The following is a 23,484-nucleotide window of genomic DNA, read 5'->3' as shown; positions in this document are numbered from 1 at the left end:
GACCCAAACCCAGCAACCAGTCGTGTGTTCTATGAGCTTGGTGAAGAAAAATGATCGACGAGCAGGAAGATGTCGAGTGGGGCCCGTGTTGCTTCTGTGGGGAGGGAATAGCGCCAATATTCCCCGACCCGCCGGCCTCACCGTCGAAACATCAGACGGCAAGTGGCAGGTTTGATTCATCCAACAGGGCCAAAGCGCTAGCAGGACACCGCAGGCCTTTCACTTGGGCGTTCCGATTTGGCACCGGAAGTCGAACAGGATATGCCGAGTCCATCAGCGGTCTGCTTCTCGATATCTGCCGTTGACACGCCATCCGTATCGACGCAGAGGGAGGCGCTTTTTCATGGCGACCATGTCGCCAGCATCGACGCCATCGTCGTTGTCACGTCCTCAAAAGAGGTTAACCGGGAAGAGCCCCAAGCGGGGCTATCGGTGAACCGACTCCTCTTGGGAATTGCAACCCTCGAAAGGAGTTCCTATGAGAACCTATGATCCTTTTAACCTCGGGGATGCATATTTACGCCCGCGGCTATAACCGCTGGGAGTGGATTGTCGCCGAGAAAAGCAAGGCCCCGATCGTTTCCGGTGAAGTGACCGGTGCCCGTTGGAAGGCCGTAGCCGAGGCGAACGCCGCCATGCGCCGCCTTCAAAATAAGTAAGGCAGTGGGGTCCGCTGGCGATGGCTGGCGGACCCCGTCTATTCAGAGACGTGAGTCGGGCTTGTAGCCTACTGCACCCCCAGGAACGGAAGGTGCCGGGCCTGGTAGATGATGACGATGAGGGTGAGGAGGCCTGGCGATACCGAGAGTGCTATCACGATCGCCTGCGCAACGAAGCTCCTCGCGCTATAGAAGAAATTGGCGATTCCGGATTCGGACTTGGCGCGCGAGTATTTGTGCAACGTGAAATCCACCGCCGAATGGTTCACGTTCGTCAAGATGTTTTCCTGTTCGAATTCTTCGGCTGCTTGCTCCAATACCGCCAGCGACGGCTGCGGGTTTGCCAGTTCCCGTTCCAGCTTTCGCATAAGCGCAGTGGCCCTGAGCGAGCTGTCATGAAGCTTTGCGGCAAGCAGCCCGCGCCCGAGAGCATACTCGAATAACGTGATTGCCAGGATGGCGACGGACGACATCGTTGAGACGATACCCAGCTTGCGGGTGAGGGTTTCGTCGATGCCCGGGTATGCCAGCAGGATCACCGAGACCCAGATAAGCAGAACGGCGAGGACCGACTGGATGAGAAGGCTGGCACGCTCCTTGAGGATCAAGAGCCTCGCAGCGGTGAACCTAGCGCCTCTGGTTCCGGCGATCACGTGATCCGTCAGGTACTGGTAGTATTCTAGGGTTTTCGTGGTTGGCATAGGGGAACTTGAAAAGGTGCTTGTTGGATTGATGTTCATTGTTCTGGTCTAATAAATGTCGGGATCAACATGTCGAATTTCGAAGTCATCGAAATCCGTGTCGTCGAACTCGTCGTCGGGGTCGAGGGTGAATTCGTTCGGGGCGGTCCGGGAGGCCAGTAAACGTGATAGGCGGTTTTCCCTTTCCCTCTCTGTCAATACCTGGGAGAGGTCCTTTCTACCATGCGTAATGTCGAAGAAGGACAATTCGGCATCGAAAAAAAGCCCGTAGAAATCATCGTCTTCGCAATACGTGACATCTTCTTCCCACTCGTTTTTGGCGGCCTCGTACGCAAAGAGAAACATGTTCGAGCGCAGTCCTTCCGCGTTTGCGTAAGACTGCCAGTAGGTCCTATCGATCGCGCCTTCTACCAGTCCTTGGGTTTCCGCATGCGTCACGAGCGTCGCGATCATTGGGTTCGGCATCCTCAGGCACATCGAGAGCGCCTCTGCCTTAATCTTGATGTCCAGCGCACATGCCAAATAAAGCAGCCAGAGAATCTCGCCGGTCCTCTGGTTCGCACCCAGCATCGGCAAGCGTGCCGCTATGAAATCCGACAGCGCGGACATATTGAGATCGCCCCGCGCTTCGTGACGGAGTAGGATGGCTTCGACGAGCGTATCTACCAAGGTGGAGTTCCTTCGGTACGATGACACGATGTGCTCTTGGAGAAAGTCCCAGTCCTCGCTTTCCACGAAGGCTGTCCGGCAACTCGACATCGCGAACTTCTCGATGTTCAGGTTGGTGTGACGCTTTGTCATGTCGTGGACGACGTAAAAAAAGCGTTCGAACGAAGCCTTGTCCGGCTTTTTCCCCGGCAGATGTGATTTCATGTAGTCTTGCCAGCCGACATAGGCGAGATGGTTAGTCGGCTCGATCGTCGTCTTCTCTTTACCAATATCAAGTTCGAATTCCGCCGCGGCACGCCTGACCTCTGCGATTATCCGGTGGCCTTCCTCAACGGAGTTGCAGCCAAATGTGAAATCATCGACGAACCTAGCCGCGTCGCCTTTCTTCATTTGCAGGATGCCATCGATTCCGCTGTCTATCCTGGAGGCGACCACCTCGGCGAGGATTCTCGAAGTGTCCGGGCCGACGGGAAGACCGGTTGTCTGGCCGCCTTGCGCATTGCGGATGAGGAGACTGAGTTGGTTGCCAAAAAGCGCCGGCCTGATCTTTGTGTTTGCGCTTTTTCCATGGACGGCCCACGGGATCGAGCCCGTATATACGGAATGGTAGAACGCCCGCACATCGGTGGTGACAGTGTATTCGAACCGCGGCGACAACTGGGATGTGAACTCGTCGCGCTTGGCAAAGACGGGTCGGCGCAGCGCCCGCTGCCCGTTCCAATCGAAGAACGATGCCGACAGGGAGTAGCTGGATTCCCGCTCGACGTCCCGAAGCTCCCTGTAGTGTTTGGCGATCAGGGCAGATGTAAACAGGTGCGAGATCGGATTGACCACCGAGTGAAGACGATCGGTGTTGTTGAAGCGAGGATAGTAAAAAGTCGCCTTTTCGGACACGAACCTTTGATAGGCCGGCCTCCCTTTAACCCTCGGCAGCTTCCTTATCTGTTTAAGCAGCGAAGCTCCCTTCGCGCCGAAACCCCGTGACGAGAAGCATGGGGGGAGTTCCGGCGCGAAGTAGCCGTAATCCAAGAATTTTCGATGCCGCGCCGCTTCGGACCTGAGCTTCACCACGACTGTTTTCCTCAATCTCAACCCAAGTCTTTCTAAAGCCACTCGAGGTTGATTTTGCAAGAGGGCGATTGAGCGCGGCAAAAAAAGTCTAACGAACCACGACCGCACTGGAAGGCGTACGGGGCCTTCTTTCAATGTGGGCAGAGCGCCACCGTTTGCCTGTAAGTCACTTGCATTGGGAATGGGTCACCATTTTGTAGCGTGGGGCGCAGCATAGCTCGCAGGGTCACTCAACGAGACGGAAGCCACTTCTTCGCGACCCGGCAGGCGACCGTATAGGCAGGATCAAACACGTTGCCGATATCGTATCGGACGACCTGGCCGAGGAGGTGACTCGCCGCTACTCTCGTCAGTTTATAGTCCGTGATTAGGACAGTCAGCATTTCGGTCGTTGCGTGCTGCAGCGCCTGATCCAACGGCCTTGCGTTTCCAACCGTGATGATGTCGTCCGCTGTTTCAGCCCTCGGCCACGACATCGGCTTGGCCTTTTCGACTGATAGCCTCACGGTCACCTCAAAGGTCGTTTCAACGCCAGTGCCGACGATTTCACCATCGCCTTGGATCGCGTGACAATCGCCGAGGAAGAACAGAGCGCCGGGAGAGAATATGGGAAACCAGACTGTCGTCCCTGGACCGAAGACGCGATAGTCCATATTCCCACCGTGCTCGCCGCTTGTCGCAGTCGAGATTGCCTGACCGAGACTGGGGGCAACACCGAAGCACCCAACCATGGGTGACAGAGGTAGAACCAAGTTTTCGATGCCCGCAACCGGTTCTTTCAGTCTCACGGTCATCGCCTGCCGATCGATTTCCCAAAGCGTCTTATCAGACCTCGGAAGATCGCGAACTGTTTCGGGATCAATAACGTTCGCCGCCACAACACTTCGCGTGAAGCCAATATCTCTAGTAGGTGTCATTTCCAGAATTTCAACTCTGAGCGAATCTCCGGGCTCGGCACCTTCAACGAAAATCGGACCGATCATTGGATTCGGACCGGTCGCGCGCTGGACGTCTTCCTCATCATAACCCGCCGCGTCGATTGTGCGGGTGATGACGATATCGCCGCTTGCCACCTTCAGCGCGGCGGGTATTGTCCCGATGACATTGTGAAATGAAGTGGCGACAAAATGATGGGTCGTCATTGTAAGTTTCCGCTCAGATGACTGGAATGCTCGCGCAGGATGATCTGTGGTTCGATGAACTTACGCGTCGGGCAGCGAGCCGTCGATGCCAAAGTTCCGAACATTCCGATCACGAACTGCTCGGCCATGAGGCGGGCGTCTTGATCGATCACGGCGTCGACTGCCTCGGCGAGAACGCAACGGCGGGTGTCCTCTGTAAGATCATATGATCAAAGGCCCTGCACGCGACGGCAGCGACCGCTCCGCGATAGTCGGGGAGGGTGGTCAGCTCGCCATAGGTACTTTTTCTTATTGATGACATTTTCGTAGCCTGTGGACGGAACTCATCTAGCGATTTGAATTCGTTCGAACTCCCGATCCTGTATCTGTGTGGACGACCAAGGCCTCCGAAAAGTCCACCCAATATATGCACATTGACTCACAATCGGATTGTGAACAAATAGCGAACATACTCGCTTTCGCGGGTAATGGAAACTTATTTGATGAAGCCGAACATGGCGCAGACGAACGCGAATCCGATCATCTCCGAGCTGCGGGATCGCATCCAGCATCTCGAAGGCGCGGTGGTCCGTCCGAAAGCTGTTCTCCCGTTTGGCGTTCAAGAGATCGACGAGCGGCTTCCGAGCGGCGGGCTGGCTTACGGTGCCGTCCATGAGTTCGCCGGAGGCGGCGCAGGTGTCGTCGATGGAGCAGCCGCTGCCCTGTTCGCCGCCGGAGTGGCTGCCCGGACGAAAGGCAAGGTCGTCTGGTGCCTGGCGCGGCCCGATCTGTTCGCGCCCGCCCTGGCCCAAGTCGGACTTCATCCGGATCGCGTGATCTACGTCGAGGCGATCCGGGAATGTATCTGTCGCCTTGCGGGGCTTTAACCTTCAGGAGCGCGAGGGCTGGCTCGATCCGGTCGGGCATCGGGTCGAAAGGAAGGTTTGGCTGGCGCGGATCGCGTTGTTGGCGACGGGCCTCCACGGAGCGGAGGCTCATCGTGCAGTAGGGGGATCGAGTTGCTTGGCTTTCCAGGTCGCTTTACCATCCCCGGATTGTTCACGGCTTTTGCTTAAAATCCAATTGATATCCCAGCTTGGAGCTTTCGGAATCTGCGGGGCTGTTATCGGCATGGTTCAAGAATAAGCAGACCAGCCAGATGTCAAACAGCACGAGAGGCCGCAACCAGGACCGCGCCCGGGTGGCGGGTGGCCAGGACCACGAGGTTCGCTACGAAGCCAAAAAGGAAGGCGTGTCCAAAGATAAGGTGAAGCAGACGGTCAAGGAGGTCGGCAACAGCCGCGCGAAGGTCGAAGAGCGCCTCGAGAAATGGGCACAACGACCCGAACAGCTCGGACCTCAACCAATCACCGACGTCGCTCTGCGCTCCTTGAGTTTCAGCGAGGACTTCGAGACAGCGGGAAAGGGTGGTCTCGTCGACGCAGTAGTCCTGTGGTCTTGCTCCCCCGAGATGAGGCCACGATTGCCTCATCCAGAGATCGGCGAGGTCCTGCCTCGGAATTGTGCGGGCGACCTCGGCTCGAAGTTTGTCGAGCGCCGTCTCCATCAGGCGTTCTGAGCGCTCTTCTTCCGCTCTCCGTGCCCTGACTTTGGAAATGTCCCCTAAAACCTTCCCAGGCCGACGAGACTGTCGGCCGCCATCTCCCGGGGTGTCTTCCCGCTGCTATCGGGTCGGATCGTATCCAGGCGTGAGCCTGGATCAATGAAAACTTTGTTCGCGGCCTGGACAGCCTCCGACACCCTGTCTTCTGCCTCGCGCCTGAGGCGGTCGGCCCGCTCGGCCTTAGCGCGCTCCTCGGCGTCGAAGCGGGCGGTCTGTAGCCGAAGGAAAAGTCTCTCCAACGGAAGCCCTGCAAAGTCTTCGGGCGGCTCGTCTTGCTCGAAACGCTTCATCCTGACGATCGACGCCCGGATCGCTTTCAAGGTACCAATCAGGTGATCAAATCGGCGGTCATCTTGCTGGAGCAGGTTTCCCACCGAGGTGCCCAAATTCGATCGCCCGTTCCTCAAGCCAAACGTCGACATCCCCCCAATCCTCATCATCAGGCAACAACAGGTCACGGATTTCTTCGAGAGCGTCATCCAGGTCCTGCCTGCGCACAGTCTGCCTCGATCGTTCCCGAGCCGCCTGCGAGATCGCTTCGCGCCCGCCTTGGTTCATGTAATAGCTGCCGGCCATATCTTCATGGACGACACCCTCCTTCCGAAGACGCCTCAAGTAACTGGCGACCTCCTCGTATGCCGACTTGAAGTCCGGAGCGATGTGTTTGGCAATCCAGTTCGTGTCATCGGAAGACATGAAGTCGAGTTCGGGTTTGGACCATTTCCGCTCCCGCAGACGTTCCAGCATGGCTACTGCGCCAACCTTGTCGGGATAAACAGTCACCCCGAGCCTGTAGAGGATGGCGGCCTGCCATTGCCGTCTCGGGACCCGAAACGCCGACGACTTCATGTCGTCTAGGTCCATGTGGTCCGAAAAAACCCGAGCGCGATCATCTGATCCGCAAGTTCGGCCGCGCGCGGTGAATTCTCCATTTGGCGGTCGCGGTAGAGCGCAACCCTGCGGCCAGCATCGGTTTGCCGGGTCTCTTCCCTTGCGGCCCTTTCGTCGGCAATCCTTATTGCCATTGACCGCAGCGCGGCGCTCTGGATTACCACGCGAGGTGCGACGTCAAGGATGACTTCATCCAGGTTATCGAGTGGATGAGCCCGGTAACTGGAGACGTCGATTTCGAGAACATCGACATCCATGGCCGCAAGCTTCTCCAGTTTTTCCGGAGGACAGCCATGGGTATTCCGGATTTCGATGAAGAGCTTCCGGCCTTCCGGGCTTATAGCGACGATGTCGGAAACAATGTCACCCTCGGCAGCTTCGAGGCGGACATCAGTGAGCGCGATTGATTGCCGAGATGTGACGGGACGACGCTTGCCGTCCAAATCGGTCATCCAGGTATCCGGCATCGTGACCCTGCCGTGCCGGGCTATGATTTCCTTTCCGAGGATGTGCAGCGCCGTTTCGCCGGCAGTTGCGCAGTTTGCGGACAGCTCGTCAGGGCGATGGGCGAAAGAGTGCCTGCGCAGGCTGATATCGCCGCCGTTACGAGCGATAAGGGCGCGTCCGCAACCGAAGCAGTCCGTTCGCGACCTGGGAAATGTGGCGTGGAACTCCAGCCATGGCATCGCGTGCGACGAGAACGGTGCCATCGTCGTAGGGGAAGAGGTCGGCGAGCGTCACACTGGTAGCCATCAGCGCCCGTGAATCAGTTGAAGACGGAGGCTAGCCCAGCCTCGTCCCGTTGAGAAGCCAGCTCTTCCACGGTCTATTCCACAACCAATTACGTGTACGATTGCCCGGCAGGCTTGCAAAAGATCATTCTCCAGTAAACCATGAAATCTGAATGTAAAGCTGGAGGGTCGAGTGAAGCTCAAAACTGCGCGGGTCATGAATTATCGCAGCATCAAGGACACCGGAGTCATCGATTTCGAGCGTGAGAAGACCATCCTCGTTGGACCCAACGAGGCAGGAAAATCAGCGATCCTTCAAGCAATTCAACAACTGCACCGTCCAAAGGACGTCGCGCCTCTCGATGCGCTGCGAGACTATCCGCGGTCACTCTACAACGACATCACCAAGGGCAAAGTAGACCCCGCCACAGTGCCCGTCGTAGAGGCGACGTTCGAACTCGACGAGGATGACCGCGATGCGGTCCCAGAATCCTTTCGCGACAAGATCACAACCTACTCGTTCACCAGGTTGCTGAATAATAAGGGCCTTCACAGCACCAACCTGCCCAGAACTGGCGTTTCACTGACCGACGTCCAGAAGAACCTGGACAGGATCGCTGCCAATTCCGACAATAAGAGTTTCGCGGAAACCGGCACGGAGACGACCAAATCGCTCGACGAGCTGACACGGGTGCTGGAGGGAGTGCATCGCACACGCGATCTCTCGAAGGACGATCGTTCGAAAATCCGGGTATGGTTGAAGAAGAACCTCAATGCCATCGAAGACGGTTCGGCGGTCGAGAAGTCCTACGATGCGGCGATGGCCTCGTTGGACGAAGGCGACGCACTAGACGATGTGCTGGCAACGCTCGAAGCGCGCATGCCTGTATTCGTCCTGTCGAACAATTATTTCAGGGTTCGTCCCCGCATTCACCTGGCGCATCTCCACGAGCGGCAATCCAAGAAGCTCATGGACGATGACAAGTACGATTATGGGAACCTTTGCCTCCTGAAACTGCTCGGATTCACGGCGCAGGAGCTGGCAACGGCAGGCACTGTAACCGATCAACAGCGGCAGGACGGCAGTCAGCAGAACCTTGCGACCATCGAGCGGAAAACCGATGAGCGTCACTATCAGCTCGACGCAGCCAGCGCCATGCTCACCAGGGAAATCCGCTCGATCTGGAATCCCGATCCAACCCGCGCCGAGGCCGACAGACTCCGGGTCTTCGCCGACGGTCAGTATCTCAAAGTCGTGGTTGAAGACGATCTCGGCGTATCGGTCGAGCTTGATCAGCGCTCCGAGGGCTTCCAGTGGTTGGTTTCGTTCTTCGTCGTGTTCTTCGCCGAGGCACAGGACAACTACAGCAATGCGATCCTTCTGCTCGATGAACCCGGCGTCAGCTTGCACGCCCTGAAGCAGCGAGAGTTCCAGAAGACGATCTCCCGCCTGGCGGAGAACAACCAGACCATCTTCACCACCCATTCTCCGTTCCTGGTCGGCAGCGGCGAACTTGAACTGGTCCGGGTGGTCGAGATGACCGATCGGAGTGTCGGCACGAAAGTACACACGACCATCACCTCCAACGATCCCGCTGGCCTCCTACCCCTTCAGGAGGCGCTCGGCTACGATCTGGCCCAGAGCCTGTTCACCAAGAAGAAGAATTTCATCCTCGAGGGGCTGACCGACTACTGGTATATCGACGCCGTATCATCGCTTCTTGAGGCCGCGGAGAGGACGCACCTCGATAGCAAGATTGCAATGATCCCGGCGGGCACTGCCAGCAAGATCGCGTACTTTGCGACCATCCTCCATGCTAACAGCCTGAAGGTGGCGGCACTACTGGACTCGGACAGGGCGGGCGACACCGTTGCGGGCCACGACGTGCTGACCCACACGCTCAAGCAGAAGGCACTCCTCAGAACCGACGACTTCCTCATCTCCAAAGTGAAGACCTCCGAAATCGAGGACCTTCTTCGCACGACCTTGATCGAAGTCGCCGAGGGCGAGTTCGGTGTCGATGTCGGGGCGGCAGCAGCAAAAAGCGCCGATAGACCAATCGTCGATATCTTCACCAAGGAGATTAAGGACTTCAAGAAGTACCGTCTCGCCAAGGCATTCTTGAGATGGAGCAAAGATCACTCCGCGAACGACCTTACGAGTGATGAGGTCAAGCAATTCGAAGCCCTCTTCACAGCGGTGAACAAGGCTCTCGCGTGAGGTCCTCCCGGCCGCCGACTTTTCGGTGCAGGTCCTGGTGGTCTTGTTGGAGGGCGAGGATGCCATGGCGGAACTGGAGGAGGCGGCATCAGGATGGATGCCTGGTTTCGACTATACGGGGCGACGACTTCGCAAGCCTCCCAGAGTACTGCAGGCCTCCGTGCATTGGATCGCCAAATTCCTTTGAGGATCAAGCATTCCGCGCTCAAAGCCCCAATTGCTTTCGCAAAGGGGTAAGGTAACCTGTCCTAATCGTCAGGCGGACCAGACGATAACAAGATGAGGCAGCCGAAACTGCCCGAAGAATCTCCAAGCGGCAACCAAGCCGCCCGCCAACTTCCCTACTAGGAACCGGGCTTGCGCCTTTCGGGCGTACTCATGACCGTTTGGAGATGACAATGAAATTCGCCCTCGTAGAAGGAATCCGACAGGAAGCAATGCCTGGCATCCGTGGGACTTGTCCCGGATGCGGATCGGCGACGCTAGCCAAGTGCGGTCTCAAGCGGCTTCACCACTGGGCCCACGTCAGCACCGCTGTTTGCGACCGTTGGTGGGAGCCCGAGACAGAATGGCATCGAGCATGGAAGAACCTGTTTCCGACGGAATGGCAGGAAATCCATCATCGAGCCGTAGACGGCGAAGTCCACATCGCAGACGTGAAAACGGCGAGCGGCATCGTCATAGAGTTCCAGCACTCCGCGATCACTCCGCAGGAGAGGACATCGCGCGAGGCGTTTTACGATCCCATGATGTGGGTGGTCGACGGCATGCGGCTAAAACGCGATCTGTCTTCGTTCCGCCAAGAGATCACGACCTGCTCCCCATCGGCTGAGACTAAAACTCGAGCATGGCTTCTATGGGATCGCGCAACAGCAATCATCGAACGTTGGCGGGGAGGGAGCCGACCTTTGTTTCTGGATTTTGGTGACGCGGAATTTCCTCTGCCCTGGCTACCTGCGGCGGGAGTGCTCTGGTTGCTGAATTACCTTCCGCGCGAGCGAGTGATCGTGACCCCCGTTCACCGCCAGAGCGTGGTAGATCACCTGCTATTTGGCGCGCCGATCCAAGGATTTGCAAAGCCTACGCCCGTTCCACCCCCTAGATCGACATTGCCGGGCTTTCAAGCTCACTTTATGAGGACACGGTCGCGGCGTCCAAGATTCTAAGGTTCTTACGTAGGTGGCGTAGCAGCCGCACTTCTCCATGCCGCTCGCGGGCTGGCCCACACTCGGGGTCCGACTACAAGAGATTGCGCCAACCCTTGGAAAACATTCGACAACCATCTGTTATTCCGGCATGAATGGGCAAAGCTCATCTTCTACGGCGATGGTTTCGACCGCGAGATCGCCGACCTGATCATGACCACCTCCATGGAAGCGGCTGAGGCACTTCGCCATGGCGGTTTCCTCGGCCCGCAATCTCCACCGTGTCTGGCGTGGACAAACCCCATTGTCGGACCTGCCGTTCTCGGTCGTTATGGATGCCAGGGTGTCAACCGATCCTAGATGAGTGAAACGACTGCTTGCGGAGACTTCCGAGAAGCACCACGAGGTTCAGTTTCTGGCTATCCGAAATATGGTACCTGCGGCCCTCACCGGATGCATACGACATGGGTATCCTTTCTCTAAGTTGGAAACGGTTGGGGAAGGCCGCGCTCGAGCGGCCACGTGGTCGTGAACAGGCAACACTCCAGGCGGGCCTACAGCGAGCATTTCCCGGGCTTCGGACGTAGTCGCCAGCTGCGCGCCTAGCCCGCGGATGAGTTCTGCGGCGCGCGACACGAGCTGGGCGTTCCGCTCAACAAGCACACCCTTTGAAAGGTAGATGTTGTCTTCCATTCCGACGCGGGCATAGGAGAGCCTCGCCTTCGTGCCAGCCTTCTGGGGCTTCTTAGATCAGCAGTTCCGACAGAAGATGACGACGAAAGCGAAGATTGATCGGCTTTAGCGGTGAGCCAAATGCGCACAGGCTATCGGGATAACGTGCCCGGCTGCCACTCGACCCGCGGCACGCGAAGTCTACAATTAACGGAATCGGAATTTAACGACCGTAATTGAGGACCTCATCGTGGACCTAATTCAGGACGTCACTCGGCTTCAGGAAGATGCTGGCCCTTGATCCAATATCCAGCCTTGGGAACGTGGATGAATTCCTCACTCTCCCAGAGGGTGCGTCCGATGAAGCGGGCCGGGTTGCTTGCTTTCACCTTGAAGCCGTCGCGTTCGATCTCTTCTAGGAGTTCGCTTCGCTCCAAAGGCCGACCTGCAGACAACAAAATCGCCCTCGATCGCTTCACGATCTCACCCGTCAGGCTTCCTCGGTGGTGTTTTGTCGGCTTCTTCCGTTTCAACCCCGCATTGGATGATGCCTTGCTGTCTTCATGCTCTGAGGTGTCGGATAAGATAAGTTGGCGGAGCAGGTCCCTAGCGGAGACAGCTTTCTCGAGCCTCGCGCTGATGTTGCGTCGAGCCTGTTCGAGCTGTTTGATCTCCAGGACCACCAGCCTGTAGGCCTCCTCGACGCCTGGGTTTGCGTTCGGGTCGGATTTGGAGATTTGTGAATCTGTGTTCATTTTTTCTGTATCTCGACTTGCAGGCGCATGTTTTGGTGCTACGCTCGCCCCATTGATCGAGTCGATATCGACGGTGAGTGAGCTCGCAACTCCCTCCGTTGCAGATAGGAACAGAGGACAGGAGGGACTATCGGTGACTAGCACGAAGTCACCCTAGCGGACAGACGCTACCGCATTTCTTCACGGATTTGATAGCTGAGCAGCAGGAAACGCATCCTGCGAGCTGACTAACATCTGTGGGATTGGACGCCCAAGTTCGGCGGCGAAGCTGGCTGGGCGGCTCGCACTCGCAATGCGGCCGCCCATCGAGTCGACCCGAGGAACCCGAGGTCAAGGGTCTCCGAATCATTAGCACGTTCTTTCGAGCGCTTCCAGCACAGCGCACCCGTGTGTCCAAAATCTCGCGAGGTCGGTCTGCGAATTCAATCGTGGCCCGGAACCCTTTCGTTCACCCAGTCGAATGCAGAGCAGGAAGGTACAGATGAAAATGCGCTTGTTGAAAAGGTTGTGCCCGGTAGGCAGCTCACGGGTGACCAAGCTCTATCAGCCCTCCTGCCGTGGTAAAGCACGCGCGGAGCTGGCATGACGAAGCCGTTCGACCCGTTTGCCGTTTTCGGTCAAGACAATGTTGCCACAGAAGACGAGCTTTTCGACGCTTTTACCGCGGATGCTTGCGTACCCGAGGAGCTCCCTAGACGACATCACAACCTTTCGTCGATAGCGACCCTTTACTGGGCCGAGAACGGTGGCCCAATCAGAACCATTGTTGATGGGCGGCAGACAAGGCCGACGGGGTGGTTTCCAACGATAAAAGCGGGTTTCCGGTCGATGCCGTGGGACTCGCTGTTGGAGGTGAACGTCATGCAGCTTGCGGACCTGTCGAGCAGGGTCTCGTATCTCCTGGCGCAACCTCATAGGCTCGAGATCGAGGTCCGAAAGAACAGGGGCAAGCCGCTGATCTACTTCCCGGACCTTCTTCTCCGCGTGCATCCTTCATTCCTCCGCGACCTCCAAAGCGGCGTCTCCTTCAGCGACGCATGCCTCGTACCGATTACCTCCTCCGTTTCCGAATACGATCTGGAGACATTGATCATCGAGGTGAAGGCCGACAAGGACGCACGCGATTCCGATGAGAAGTACAGGCACAAGCTGGAGCTGGCCGGAGAGGTCTACGGCCGACGCAACTTCCATTTCCTAGAGCTTCGAAAGTCGGATCACCTATTACCCAAGATTCTACGCATGGTCCGCTTGATCGACTGGCGAAAAAAGGTGGCCGGCGACATCCATGACGACCTGGTGTGGCTGGACGTCTTCGGCGGACGAACAGAGGCTAGGCGGTGGCAATTGGAGCGGGCGCTAGGCGGCCGGATCGTTGGGCGCGCCAAACTGCACGGCCTGCACTACCGCGGCCTTTTATCGATCGACTTCAGAAACGGGATCGCGGACGACGCCGCCGTGTATCTACTTCACAAGGGGGACTAGGCATGACTTTGGACGTCTACGAGGGAGCGCAATACGTTTTCCTTTCGGGCAAGCTGCGCGGGATTTTAACGGTTTCGGGAGACCCGGATCGGGACCCGCTCCAGCTTAATGCGAGCGATGGCAGCACGGTATTCATCGGGCGAGAGGAACTTTACGCCTCGCTTGCGCGCAGCGAAGTGATCCATTGGGCGAGGGTAGGCCAGTCGACAACGAGTTCCGCTCTACCCAAGCTGTTTGCCGGCTCACCGCTCGCAGAGGAACGCTTCGAGTCAGTCCGAAAGCAAAAGAGGCGCTTCGAAACAGAACGTCTGCTTTCCTACATCATGGACCGTTACGCCTCGGATGAAGAACACGCGGACCTTGAGGCCTTCCTCGAGAGAGGAGAGGAAACATGATCCTCGACTTTTCGACAGGGGACCGCTTTCTTTTCCTCGGGAAGAAGGTTCAAGGCAACTACACCGTCGACAGCGACCCTGAAGCTGACCCGGTAGTCCTGCGGTCCGATGAAGGCGAAATTGCTCGCATCTCCCGCCTTGAACTGGCGATCATGCAGTCAGGCGGTGGCGCGATCAAAACGTTGGTTCGGGGAAAGCCGATCAGGTCTTTGCAAGCCCATGAGTTGAAGGCGCTGATCAATATTCCGGAAAAGGAGCGCCTTTCTGAGCGCGAAGAAAAGAAGGCCAAGACACAGAGCAAGGACGTTAGAAGGGCCGCGCGTCTACTTTATTACGTCCAGGCCCATGACAACTCCCGGTTCGAAAGCGGCGATGGTCTCACCGATTTTATCTTTGAAACGTACCCCTACGCAGTGAGGGACGGATATGACGGAAAAGACGCAGGTTTCGACAACCCTCCCTCGAAAAGCGCGATCAGAAAGGCCCTCGTCGTCGGCGAACCGGGGAAACGCACGCTTGCACTCTATCTTAGAAAGACCGGCGGCTCTCGTAAGAGAAACAAGTTTCCGCAGTTCGTCTACGATCTGCTGAAAGGCGCGGTCAAACATTTCTACGAAAAGGCGGCAACCCGGTACAAGGACGCTTATAAGTGGTTCGACGACAGGTTTTTCCCGCAAAGAACTGAATGGGCGAGATCAGAAGACGCTGCGAATTGGGAGAAGTGGAACCGCGAGCCCCCGGATTACGAGACTATTCGAAACTGGATCATAGAAGCGCGTAGCTCTGAGACGCTGACCATCAAGTACGGTAGCCGAGTGGCGAACCGGAAGTTGCGTGGGCGGGGGAAGGGCCTGGAAGCGGTTGCTCCGCTTGAGACGATCATCTTGGATCAAACCTTGGCCCCGATCTGGTGCCTGGAGAAAATCGAGATAGAAGGCGAGACAAAGCTCGTTTTCAAACGACCCTGGCTCGTGTGGGCTATCGACCTGTACTCAAGAATGGTCGTTGGTTTCATTCTCACATACGACCCGCCGAATATCGCTACCCTCATGGCAGGTTTGCGGCACGTCATAACGCCAAAGGAAGATTGGATAGCCCGTTTTGGTGCATGCAAAGGTGCAACAGACGCTTTCGGCTCATTTTACACACTCATTCTCGATAACGCGAAGGCCCATATCGGCCGCACGCTGCAAACCGTAGGGGACGTTGCCGGGTTCTTCATTGAGTATGCACCGATCTACACACCCGAATTCAAACCGTGGATCGAGCGTTTCAACGCCACGATGAATGTCGCGATCCGGACATTGCCCGGAGCCATCCCCCACAAGGACTCCGAGGAAGCCGGTATGCTCGACCCAAGGGACGCCGCGATCCTGAGCCTAGATGCGCTCAGGCAACTCCTGAGCCACAAGATCATGGAATACCATCTGGAAATTCATGATGGCATCGGAATGGCTCCGGCCCGAATGTGGACCAAAGGACTGGAAGAGCATGGGCGCACCACCGTCGACGACGCGCGGTCATACAGGCTTCTCCTTCGCCGCCATGATAAGGTCACCGTCACTCCGAACGGCATCAATTTCGAGGGGCACCACTTTACGGATCAGAGGCTGATCTCAAAGCTCATGAGCGATAACGCCGGGCGTGCCAAGAAAGGAAAACGCCTTCAGGCCGAAAGTTTCCGAGCGGACGCCCTCTACGACGAAATGGATGTCTCGAGCATCGCTGTAATCAACCCGCGTACTAAGGAAATTGTGGAGATACCGAATTCCGAGAGCTTCTACGTCGAGAAGCCTGTTTCGTTCGCATTCTCCGAGGCTGAAAGAGCCTATCGGACCAAGCTGAACAAGGCTTGGCACACCAGAGAAGATAAGGCCAAACTGCGCGCCGAGTTCAACAAGGACCTGGAAAAGCTTACCGCTACCAGCAGTCACGGGGTCGCCAAGCAGACCATAAGGGTATTGCGGGGAGGCGAGAAGCCCGAGTTCGGACCGGGTAGCCGCATAGTCGACATCAAGGTACCTGCGTCGATTGAGGGCCGCGTGAAGCCGGACGAGGTTCCGATCAGCGCGGCGCTGGGCGAGCGGGTCGACGAGGTGACTGCAATCAAGGGCAGGAGACCTCGCACAAACGGCGGGGGAAGAGCTCGACAGGCTCCCGCACCAGCGGTCCATGCTCCACCCACAATCGAGCTGGCCTCCAGCAAACCTCCCGTTCCCTCCAAGCATTCCGCATCCGCTCTTTCGGACCAGCAGTTCGAGGCGTTCGACGCCTACTCAGAAGACGATGATGCCAACCTCGACGAACTTGCTCGGGCTTACGGTTTCCAGACGCCCTCTTTCACGCCTTCAACGAAGCAATGAGGCAAACGACATGACGCGAAGCCTGTCTTCTTCCGACGTTCAATCCGAGCTTCTCTTCGCCGAAGACGAACTCTTCCGCGGCCTTCGGGCTGAATTCGTTGCAAACCTGCGTCGCCAACTCGCGCTCGGAAACGCCCGGGTGTCGATCCAGACGCTGACGCCAACGGGAATCTTGATGGATTACGGCCGTTATCATGAAGACGAAGTGACGACCAATTTTTTGGCAGGCGCGGGGATTTTTGAGAAAACGGCTAACGGTCGCCGTTTCCATCAGCGCGCCGCGGCACCCATCTACGTCGTCAGCGAGGGCTTAACCCCCGGCCGCATCTTAGTCGTAAGCCTTCGCTCCGGGGCCAGTGGCGGGCTTAGTGTCGGCCTCGGCACCATGCCTTTAGTTGCGCTGGTGCCTACGGAAGACTTTCCGTCACGGCCGTCCTCCGCAATGCCTTTCACTCGGCACTAGAAAGCGCCTCGAACCACGCACGCTGCAGTTTCACCATTCGATGGAGCTAGGGAGAAATCCATGCAGGACATTTTCACCGAAGACGAATTCGAGTACGTGTATCGCAATATCATCGCAATTCCTCACATCTTTCTTACGCGAGCGCACGAACGGTTCGACAAGCTGCGTGCGGTCCGTCGTAGGATTATCTCCGGCCACGCTTTCAAGGCTGAGTCTCGGGGAACATGTCTGTTTGCACCCAGGCAAAGCGGGAAATCCAGCATCGTAAGAATCTACATTCAGCAGAATGTAGTCGATTACTGCTATAGGATCGGGCTATTCCCGCCTGAAACGCCTCGTCACATCGTTGCTGAAGAGCAGCGAAAGGTGATCCACATCACTGTCTCGGGAACATCTACTTTGATGTCTTTGCTCGAAGACATTCTCCGTGCGTACGGCGATCCTAATCCGGAGAAGGGGAAGACACTTGGAAAGAAGAAGGAGAGAATTCTAAAATATATCAAGGATTTTGGTACCGAGTTGCTGATATTCGACGAGATGCAACACCTTCTCGTAGGATCGTCGGGACATCTTGGGAGCGAAGCGGGACGGGTTCACAACACCCTGAAAGGTTTTCTGCTCGACGGAGTGCCTGTTGTCTTCGTTGGCACGGAGGAAGCTGAGAAGAAGGTTTTCAGCGACGGTCAGATTAGCGCGCGATGCCCGAAGCGGCTATGGATCGGGAAACTGAACTGGAAAAAACTTGAGCATCGCAAGTGTTTCCATGACTATTGCGGTCTGGTCGGACTGGAGTTGCAGAGACACGGCCTGATGCCGAAGCGCTCCAATTTCATTGGTCGCCCGACGGTCGCGTGCCTGTTCGTGGCCTCAAATGGATACCTCGGGCACGCTTCCAACATCATAGCCAACGCGGTCGAATATGCTCTGGAACAAGGGGCACAGAGCGTTCGGTGGGAACACCTGTCTACAGCTTCGGACGAATATACGATCGGCGAGGGCCTCGCGACGTACAATCCATTCAAGCGGTGGGTGGCCAAGCATGGCGTTCAGGGCAGGAAAGCGGCGTGATGTTGGCGTGCACCCCGCGTAACTTACCGCCCGCACAGTATTTCATTGATCGGCACGAGAAGAGAGGACAGATTTTTGCGCTCCCTGTCGACCTGCTGCCAGGAGAGGACGTTAGGGGCGCGGCAATGCAGGCCGCGGCACGGAACGGATTTCCAGCTACGAGTTTCGTAATTGATCTCAGTGCTGCCCGTTCATTCCGTAGACTTTCATGTTTGCATGAAGGGGCAGCCGCCGAAGACTTGGACCGACTTGTTGGCGTTCTCGGTCTCCGCACAGACGTGGAGCACGTCAAGAACCTGCTGTCGGACGAGCGAAACAACAGTCGAGACTGGAGCCGTCTGGGGGAACTCAAGGTACGACGATCTCAGATAGTCAGTCACCGGCGCGTGGCACCACGATCGTTGAAGCTCGCGGAACGTCAGAAGAGGATATGGGCACTTAGACCGTTCAGCTTTGACCTCGAAACCGGGGAGCGGCTGCTCGATCACTGCCCGGTTTGCGGACGGCAACTCGGTTGGGCGAGGAGCTACGGTGTCTCGTTTTGTGACAAATGCCATGATGACACGAACACTCTACGCGGTGCAGTCGATCTGCGTGCGTTCGAACAGGAGATCGTCGAGTTTCGTGACGTGGAAGCGATCGGTTTATTTCGATCTCAAATCGAGCCTGATGCGACCTCAACCTCTCGCCGGCTACATTCCGATTTCTCGGCAATTGGGCGAGGTGAGCTTTTCCATTTAGCAGTCAGCGTTGGCGCGGCGCTCGGCAAACGGAGCCGACTTAAACCTCTCGATGTGGAAGACATCGAGAAGGCTGGCCGCGCACTGCTGGAATGGCCGAGTGGTTTCGATGATCTCCTTGATCAAATTCAAGCTGAGGACCCTCATGGTCGCGGAATGCACCCGCTCCACAAGCTGCAGAATGACCCGACGCTCTCTCGTCAGACTCGAGCTCTACTCAAGCGACGCGTAGACTTCAACTTGCGGAGCGGGGCAATAAGTCGGCTGTCAAAGCAGGGTGATCAATCTGTTGCAAACTTTAATTCGGGCCACTTCGTCGGTCGAACGGTGCTCGCAGGGATGCTTGCCAAACATGAAGTTGAGATGGGACAGATTGCTTTGAGCCTGTTGAGAAGCTCTGCCCAATGCAGGAAACTCTCCGCAGACTTGGGCCTTCCGTTTCCGTGGTTGCTAGACCTTGTTGCAGCCGGATTGCTGCCCGAGCTTTCAGGTATGCTGGCGAACATCGTTCCTTCTATACAGAACCCACCGATTGCGCTTATCGATTCGATCTGCAAGCTGCCTTCGACCCGTCCAGACGAGCATACCATATCGGTTTCATCGGCACTGTTCACGATGACGGACATCAGCGGCGCTCAATGCGCCGCCGTCCTAAGGGATATTTGCACCGGCGCGTTGCCGGCTTATGTAGATCAGACGTCAGCGCTTCCCGTTTGGCAGCGGTTACGTTGTCGAATTGATGACGTACTGACGTCCGTCGACAAATGCGCGACGGCAGCCGCCCTTGGCACTCATGCGCTCTTTACGAAAAATGACGTCGCGATGGCGCTGGGCAAAAACCCCAGAATAGCCCGCGAGCTAATTGTTCAAAACTTCCTACCGGCAACTGTGACTGCGAAGGATGTCACCGTTTTCAGGAGGGACTGGATGTTCACGACTGAGATCGTAGACCGTATCCGGTTGGAGGGGACCGCAGCTCCCGGTGCCGTCAGGCGCTCGCTTTTAAGTTCTCCTGTGGTTCGGCAGACCTTACCTAGCGCTACGCTTTGGTCGCGAGCGGGAGTCACAGAGTTTCTTTCCGGGAGTGGGCTGGTGGATTTGAAAGCTATACGGGGCCGAACGACATGAGACAGAAGCCTTCAATTAATGACGGTGCCGCAGAGCTAGATCGTCACCAGCAGGCGGACCACGACCTGAAGCCGCTGTATCATTATCTACCCGAAGGGGAGTTCTTCGGTCACCCGGTCGCATCGTCTGTCTCCGTTGCTGAGAGATGGCACAGTCTGTCTGGACGACGCATTGCGCTTCCGGTCTCGCCGCAAGTAGGCGAGGGCCTGCCCGATATATTTCTCAGGGCGACTGATCGCAACGGCGAGGAGTATCCGTCCGGATTGTGGCAAGCTGCGTTCGGCAGGAAAAAGGCATATTTCAGCCATAGAAATTTTGTCGACCTGGTCGAAGACGACGCGGCCTTCGCCGACTATCTCGGAGCGCCAGTAGGGGAGAGCGATATCGCACCTCTCCGGTACGTGAGACAAGGTCCTCGAACTGTAAGGTTCTTCGGCACTACGATTTTTGTCTCACAACTTGCACCGCACCGGCGGGTGTCACCGAGCTTTCTCGCGTCGAACGGATACCAAAAAGCAATCTGGTCACTCTTGCCGCTGACGTTCGATCCCGGGAACCACGAGCACCTGATGGATCACTGCCCGAATCCTGAATGCGGAGCAATGCTGACATTCAATCAAACGCTGGGACTCTACCATTGTCATTCCTGCCGCAATCCCGACACGGGTCGCGCAACAACAGACCTAAGGGACTTCCGGCAGCCGACCGTCGACTTGGCAACGTATGAAAACATAGACTTTGCGTGCTCCTTAGTCGACCCGGCGCTCGATCCAAAGCGCGATACGGTGAGAACCCTTCATCACGATCTGCGTTGCCTCGATAGGGGACAGGTTTTCGAATTTTCACTTTTGCTGGCACGTCTGGTCGATCGGCAGCGCGGAACGCTTTTGCAAGGAGCGGTCTCTCCAAAGGCGCTCGATGAAGCGGCCCTGGCGATCCGAAATTGGCCGACTAGCGTTATTGATTTGGCGGAGAGGGTTCAAGATACTTGGCGATTCCCGACGCTGACCATGGGACACGGTTCCGAGAACCCGGTCATCGCCGAGGTCTTCCATTCTCGCAACCTGTTTGGGATAAATTTTTTCCGTTTGGTGAAAGACCAGCTTCGATCAGGGTTGGCGGCTAGACGTCCGCCGCCAAAGTTGCCCGAGACGAAAGAGCAGCGTTTTCGCAGGCCGCGCGCGCGAACAGCCAAACAGGACGGCTTCAGGCTCAAAGATCAAGACGACAAGCTGCTCTTCGCCACAGTATTGTCCCGAAGTTCAAAAGCCGTCAGGTCGGACTTTAAGGCCAGCGGTCTTCCATTTCTTGACCTCGTCAGACTCTACGCAAACGGAGTTGTTCGACACCCAGACCCTAAGCTTTTCAAATTCCTAGTTGAGAACCCAGAGCACCTCGAGGACCTATCAACCCGCATTCATGACATCGCTAAACCGGACACGCCCGGGAGCGTTTCCCTCTACAAAGCGGTAACTGCAATTTCCGGAGGTTTCCTCGCATGGCCGACGGTCGTGGGCGAGGTGACGGAAGGAACGTTAAGGGTAACGATGTCTGATGGAAATCGACCTTTGATCCATCGTCTTCGAATTGAAGACGTCGAGCATTTACGGAAGATAGTCTCGCAGGCAGTCCGAGAGGACTGGATGAATGACGTGGTGCTTTCCAATTACGAGGCTGGTTTTTATATTGGCGTGTCGTGCAAAGAAGTTTCCACGCTAATTACCAGCAACCTGCTCCCTTTAAATGGCATAAAGTTTAGCGACGCTACCGCCTTTCGCGCACGGTACATCGGCGGCGCAGAGATCATGGCCATCCTCGCCATAAATCAACATCCACACTTATCGGTGGCTCAGGCTTTACGCGCTATTCGAGGCGTCGGCATTCTTCCCGTACATTATCACCCCTCGGTTCGTGACAGAGGGGTGATGAACGAGTACTTTAGCGGACTAGGGTATCAATGCTAAGGGCCATGAACTCGGGCCCAATGAGTGCCAGAGAATCGACATTTTTTGGTTGGGACTCTTAAAATCAATGGGTTGATCGAATCTCAGCTGCGTTGTGGCGACAGTAGTGTTGGCGGGCATTACTTTACTCTGTCGGAAATTATTTCGATCTTTCCGGAAAAAATATGGGGTTTAGAGTCAGAAAATTTCCGAGATCTAACAAAATCAATGGCTTAATTTTTTGTCGCTTTGTGACTTTCCAAAGCGTTAGAGCGGTCGTGATCTTCGGGTTCCTGACGGAAAATCGCTGCTTGAGCACCTAAATTACCCGCTGAGGAGCACATTCCTGACGAGGCACTCGCTGCGTTTCGTTCTGGCCCTTTGTAAGGTGTGACCTGCCACTGAACTTTCATCCAGCGGCGACTAGAGCCCCGGCGGTTTTGAATACGCCAACAGGCGCGGTTTGAGCAACCGGCGGAAACGCGAAGCTTTCATCTTGCGCAGCGTTGGAGCCGGTTGCGGCGATGGTCCCGGCAAAGTCTGCCGGGGTTTGGTATCCGAGCGATGAGTGCGGCCGAAAAGTAGTGTAATCGTCCGCCCATTCGGCAATGGCGCTTCGGGCATGATCGAGGCCGAAGAACAGGCTCTCGTTGAGCAACTCGTCGCGCATCCGACCGTTGAAACTCTCAACATAGCCGTTCTGCATCGGCTTTCCCGGCGCGATGTAGTGCCACTCGACCTTGTGATCCTTCGACCAGGCAAGGATGGCATTCGACGTTAGTTCGGTGCCGCGTCGTTCGATCTGCGTCGTCAGTTCTCGGGCGACACGTCGACCGGAGATGGATGTGTCCGGGATCGCCGCCAGGCATTCGCGCGTCACATCATCGACAATGTTGAGCACGCGGAAGCGTCTGCCGCAGGCAAACTGGTCATGCACGAAGTCCAGCGACCAGCGGGCATTGGCCTTCGCTTCAACCAGGATCGGCGCACGCGTGCCGACCGCACGCCGCCGGGCTTTCCGCTTGCGAACGGAAAGACCTTCCTCGCGATAGAGCCGGTAGATGCGATTGACGCCGGCCGGTTCTCCGTCCCGCCGAAGCAGGACGAACAGTCGCCGATATCCGAAACGCCTTCGCTCATTGGCAAGATCGCGCAGCTTCGCCCGCAATTCTACCTCCGGCGGTCGGCAGGACCGATATCGCACCATCTTCCGATCCGCAGATATAATCTGGCAGGCCCGCCGTTCCGAAAGACTCATGACGGTCTTCAGATGCGCGACGGCGTCGCGTTTATTCTCGTCCTCAAGCGCTTTCAGCCGCTTCGCCTCGGAGACTTCCATGCCGCCGTATTTGGCTTTCCAATTATAAAACGTTGCTTCTGAAATTCCGTGCTTGCGGCAGAGGTCGGCCACCTTCGCGCCAGCCTCCTGCTCCTTCAGCACCGAAATAATCTGCTCTTCCGTAAATCGCTGCTTCTTCATTCGTCCGTCCTTTAATAGGCCGAACTCTAATCCATTCTGGAGGAAATTCTCAGTGGCAGGTCAACGAAACTACCTGAGACGCTACAGACGGGCTACGCGGATAAAGAACTCAGAAAATCATTCAAGGCGGATTTCGAGAGACTTGGTTTTACGCGAGCCAAT

At 56.6% G+C, this 23,484-nt stretch carries 21 protein-coding genes and 2 pseudogenes; 11 read left to right on the top strand and 12 right to left on the bottom strand.

Going from position 1 to position 23,484, the window contains the following annotated elements; genetic code table 11:
• Positions 1-488: 488 nt before the first annotated feature.
• Positions 489-659: a hypothetical protein gene (locus RGR602_RS37115; protein ID WP_203226158.1), complete on the top strand. Its 171-nt coding sequence runs from the start codon at positions 489-491 to the stop codon at positions 657-659.
• 68 nt (positions 660-727) lie between these two features.
• Here RGR602_RS37115 and RGR602_RS11615 read toward each other — a convergent pair whose 3' ends face one another.
• The 4 genes from RGR602_RS11615 to RGR602_RS37110 form a co-directional block, all read right to left on the bottom strand.
• The gene (locus RGR602_RS11615) at positions 728-1,360 is read right to left on the bottom strand and encodes an SLATT domain-containing protein (protein WP_203226157.1); all 633 of its coding nucleotides are present in this window, start codon (positions 1,358-1,360) and stop codon (positions 728-730) included.
• A 48-nt stretch (positions 1,361-1,408) separates the two neighbouring features.
• Complete coding sequence (locus RGR602_RS11610) at positions 1,409-3,181, bottom strand: RNA-directed DNA polymerase (protein WP_203226156.1); 1,773 nt, start codon at positions 3,179-3,181, stop codon at positions 1,409-1,411.
• A 149-nt stretch (positions 3,182-3,330) separates the two neighbouring features.
• Complete coding sequence (locus tag RGR602_RS11605) at positions 3,331-4,242, bottom strand: acetamidase/formamidase family protein (protein ID WP_039845230.1); 912 nt, start codon at positions 4,240-4,242, stop codon at positions 3,331-3,333.
• A complete protein-coding gene (locus tag RGR602_RS37110; protein ID WP_203226155.1) occupies positions 4,239-4,394 on the bottom strand; it encodes a hypothetical protein in 156 nt (51 codons plus the stop codon). The genes RGR602_RS11605 and RGR602_RS37110 overlap by 4 nt, the downstream gene beginning before the upstream one ends.
• Positions 4,395-4,736: 342 nt before the next feature.
• Between RGR602_RS37110 and RGR602_RS11595 the strand changes: the two are divergent.
• Together RGR602_RS11595 and RGR602_RS37105 are read left to right on the top strand one after the other, a co-directional pair.
• Positions 4,737-5,081: pseudogene (locus RGR602_RS11595) on the top strand (ImuA family protein); the annotation flags it as partial.
• Positions 5,082-5,380: 299 nt separating this feature from the next.
• Positions 5,381-5,551, top strand: a pseudogene (locus RGR602_RS37105) (DUF3606 domain-containing protein); the annotation flags it as partial.
• Between the two features lie 293 nt (positions 5,552-5,844).
• On the opposite strand, the gene RGR602_RS11585 reads toward RGR602_RS37105, so the two are convergent.
• The 4 genes from RGR602_RS11585 to RGR602_RS37100 form a co-directional block, all read right to left on the bottom strand.
• Positions 5,845-6,135: a hypothetical protein gene (locus RGR602_RS11585; RefSeq protein ID WP_203226154.1), complete on the bottom strand. Its 291-nt coding sequence runs from the start codon at positions 6,133-6,135 to the stop codon at positions 5,845-5,847.
• 58 nt (positions 6,136-6,193) lie between these two features.
• Positions 6,194-6,694 carry a hypothetical protein gene (locus RGR602_RS11580; protein ID WP_203226153.1) on the bottom strand — a complete coding sequence of 167 codons (501 nt, stop codon included), beginning with the start codon at positions 6,692-6,694 and terminating at the stop codon, positions 6,194-6,196.
• A gap of 5 nt (positions 6,695-6,699) precedes the next feature.
• Entirely contained in the window at positions 6,700-7,188 is a 489-nt protein-coding gene (locus RGR602_RS11575; protein WP_203226152.1) for a hypothetical protein, read from the bottom strand.
• 151 nt (positions 7,189-7,339) lie between these two features.
• Positions 7,340-7,489 (bottom strand): hypothetical protein, encoded by a 150-nt coding sequence (locus RGR602_RS37100; RefSeq protein WP_203226151.1) that lies wholly within the window; start codon positions 7,487-7,489, stop codon positions 7,340-7,342.
• Between the two features lie 171 nt (positions 7,490-7,660).
• Between RGR602_RS37100 and RGR602_RS11570 the strand changes: the two genes are divergently transcribed.
• On the top strand, positions 7,661-9,688 hold the full coding sequence (locus tag RGR602_RS11570) for an AAA family ATPase (RefSeq protein ID WP_039845224.1): 2,028 nt from the start codon (positions 7,661-7,663) through the stop codon (positions 9,686-9,688).
• A 482-nt stretch (positions 9,689-10,170) separates the two neighbouring features.
• Here RGR602_RS11570 and RGR602_RS40005 read toward each other — a convergent pair whose 3' ends face one another.
• From RGR602_RS40005 to RGR602_RS11560, 3 genes are all read right to left on the bottom strand, one after another.
• Positions 10,171-10,383 carry a hypothetical protein gene (locus RGR602_RS40005; protein WP_456107040.1) on the bottom strand — a complete coding sequence of 71 codons (213 nt, stop codon included), beginning with the start codon at positions 10,381-10,383 and terminating at the stop codon, positions 10,171-10,173.
• 858 nt (positions 10,384-11,241) lie between these two features.
• Positions 11,242-11,526, bottom strand: a complete 285-nt coding sequence (locus RGR602_RS39665; protein ID WP_082046530.1) for a 3-keto-5-aminohexanoate cleavage protein — start codon at positions 11,524-11,526, stop codon at positions 11,242-11,244.
• Positions 11,527-11,774: 248 nt separating this feature from the next.
• On the bottom strand, positions 11,775-12,404 hold the full coding sequence (locus tag RGR602_RS11560; protein ID WP_170251311.1) for a hypothetical protein: 630 nt from the start codon (positions 12,402-12,404) through the stop codon (positions 11,775-11,777).
• A gap of 438 nt (positions 12,405-12,842) precedes the next feature.
• Between RGR602_RS11560 and RGR602_RS11555 the strand changes: the two genes are divergently transcribed.
• The 7 genes from RGR602_RS11555 (at position 12,843) to RGR602_RS11525 (ending at position 21,863) form a co-directional block, all read left to right on the top strand.
• Positions 12,843-13,742, top strand: coding sequence for a hypothetical protein (locus tag RGR602_RS11555; protein WP_039845221.1), 900 nt, complete (start codon positions 12,843-12,845; stop codon positions 13,740-13,742).
• A 2-nt stretch (positions 13,743-13,744) separates the two neighbouring features.
• Entirely contained in the window at positions 13,745-14,137 is a 393-nt protein-coding gene (locus RGR602_RS11550) for a hypothetical protein (RefSeq protein ID WP_039845220.1), read from the top strand.
• Positions 14,134-16,500, top strand: a complete 2,367-nt coding sequence (locus RGR602_RS11545; protein WP_039845219.1) for a hypothetical protein — start codon at positions 14,134-14,136, stop codon at positions 16,498-16,500. The genes RGR602_RS11550 and RGR602_RS11545 overlap by 4 nt, the downstream gene beginning before the upstream one ends.
• A gap of 10 nt (positions 16,501-16,510) precedes the next feature.
• Complete coding sequence (locus RGR602_RS11540; RefSeq protein WP_039845218.1) at positions 16,511-16,963, top strand: hypothetical protein; 453 nt, start codon at positions 16,511-16,513, stop codon at positions 16,961-16,963.
• Between the two features lie 60 nt (positions 16,964-17,023).
• Positions 17,024-18,031, top strand: a complete 1,008-nt coding sequence (locus RGR602_RS11535) for an ATP-binding protein (RefSeq protein ID WP_039845217.1) — start codon at positions 17,024-17,026, stop codon at positions 18,029-18,031.
• Positions 18,032-18,156: 125 nt separating this feature from the next.
• A complete protein-coding gene (locus tag RGR602_RS11530; RefSeq protein ID WP_203226150.1) occupies positions 18,157-19,899 on the top strand; it encodes a hypothetical protein in 1,743 nt (580 codons plus the stop codon).
• Complete coding sequence (locus RGR602_RS11525) at positions 19,896-21,863, top strand: hypothetical protein (protein WP_039845215.1); 1,968 nt, start codon at positions 19,896-19,898, stop codon at positions 21,861-21,863. Before RGR602_RS11530 ends, RGR602_RS11525 begins: the two co-directional genes overlap by 4 nt.
• A gap of 388 nt (positions 21,864-22,251) precedes the next feature.
• Here RGR602_RS11525 and RGR602_RS11520 read toward each other — a convergent pair whose 3' ends face one another.
• Complete coding sequence (locus tag RGR602_RS11520) at positions 22,252-23,322, bottom strand: IS3 family transposase (protein ID WP_082046529.1); 1,071 nt, start codon at positions 23,320-23,322, stop codon at positions 22,252-22,254.
• Positions 23,323-23,484 lie beyond the last annotated feature (162 nt).

Source organism: Rhizobium gallicum bv. gallicum R602sp, from assembly GCF_000816845.1.
GTDB lineage: Bacteria > Pseudomonadota > Alphaproteobacteria > Rhizobiales > Rhizobiaceae > Rhizobium > Rhizobium gallicum.
The sequence above is the reverse complement of the archived record's forward strand: the minus strand, read 5'-3'. Positions and strand labels throughout refer to the sequence as shown.

Excerpts from the sequence above, each read along its gene's own strand:
- RGR602_RS37115 (WP_203226158.1), top strand. The coding sequence starts at position 489 with ATGATCCTTTTAACCTCGGGGATGCATATTTACGCCCGCGGCTATAAC.
- RGR602_RS11615 (WP_203226157.1), bottom strand. The coding sequence starts at position 1,360 with ATGCCAACCACGAAAACCCTAGAATACTACCAGTACCTGACGGATCAC.
- RGR602_RS11605 (WP_039845230.1), bottom strand. The coding sequence starts at position 4,242 with ATGACGACCCATCATTTTGTCGCCACTTCATTTCACAATGTCATCGGG.
- RGR602_RS11585 (WP_203226154.1), bottom strand. The coding sequence starts at position 6,135 with ATGAAGCGTTTCGAGCAAGACGAGCCGCCCGAAGACTTTGCAGGGCTT.
- RGR602_RS11580 (WP_203226153.1), bottom strand. The coding sequence starts at position 6,694 with ATGAAGTCGTCGGCGTTTCGGGTCCCGAGACGGCAATGGCAGGCCGCC.
- RGR602_RS11575 (WP_203226152.1), bottom strand. The coding sequence starts at position 7,188 with ATGACCGATTTGGACGGCAAGCGTCGTCCCGTCACATCTCGGCAATCA.
- RGR602_RS37100 (WP_203226151.1), bottom strand. The coding sequence starts at position 7,489 with ATGGCTACCAGTGTGACGCTCGCCGACCTCTTCCCCTACGACGATGGC.
- RGR602_RS39665 (WP_082046530.1), bottom strand. The coding sequence starts at position 11,526 with ATGGAAGACAACATCTACCTTTCAAAGGGTGTGCTTGTTGAGCGGAAC.
- RGR602_RS11555 (WP_039845221.1), top strand. The coding sequence starts at position 12,843 with ATGACGAAGCCGTTCGACCCGTTTGCCGTTTTCGGTCAAGACAATGTT.
- RGR602_RS11550 (WP_039845220.1), top strand. The coding sequence starts at position 13,745 with ATGACTTTGGACGTCTACGAGGGAGCGCAATACGTTTTCCTTTCGGGC.
- RGR602_RS11545 (WP_039845219.1), top strand. The coding sequence starts at position 14,134 with ATGATCCTCGACTTTTCGACAGGGGACCGCTTTCTTTTCCTCGGGAAG.
- RGR602_RS11540 (WP_039845218.1), top strand. The coding sequence starts at position 16,511 with ATGACGCGAAGCCTGTCTTCTTCCGACGTTCAATCCGAGCTTCTCTTC.
- RGR602_RS11535 (WP_039845217.1), top strand. The coding sequence starts at position 17,024 with ATGCAGGACATTTTCACCGAAGACGAATTCGAGTACGTGTATCGCAAT.
- RGR602_RS11530 (WP_203226150.1), top strand. The coding sequence starts at position 18,157 with ATGCAGGCCGCGGCACGGAACGGATTTCCAGCTACGAGTTTCGTAATT.
- RGR602_RS11525 (WP_039845215.1), top strand. The coding sequence starts at position 19,896 with ATGAGACAGAAGCCTTCAATTAATGACGGTGCCGCAGAGCTAGATCGT.
- RGR602_RS11520 (WP_082046529.1), bottom strand. The coding sequence starts at position 23,322 with ATGAAGAAGCAGCGATTTACGGAAGAGCAGATTATTTCGGTGCTGAAG.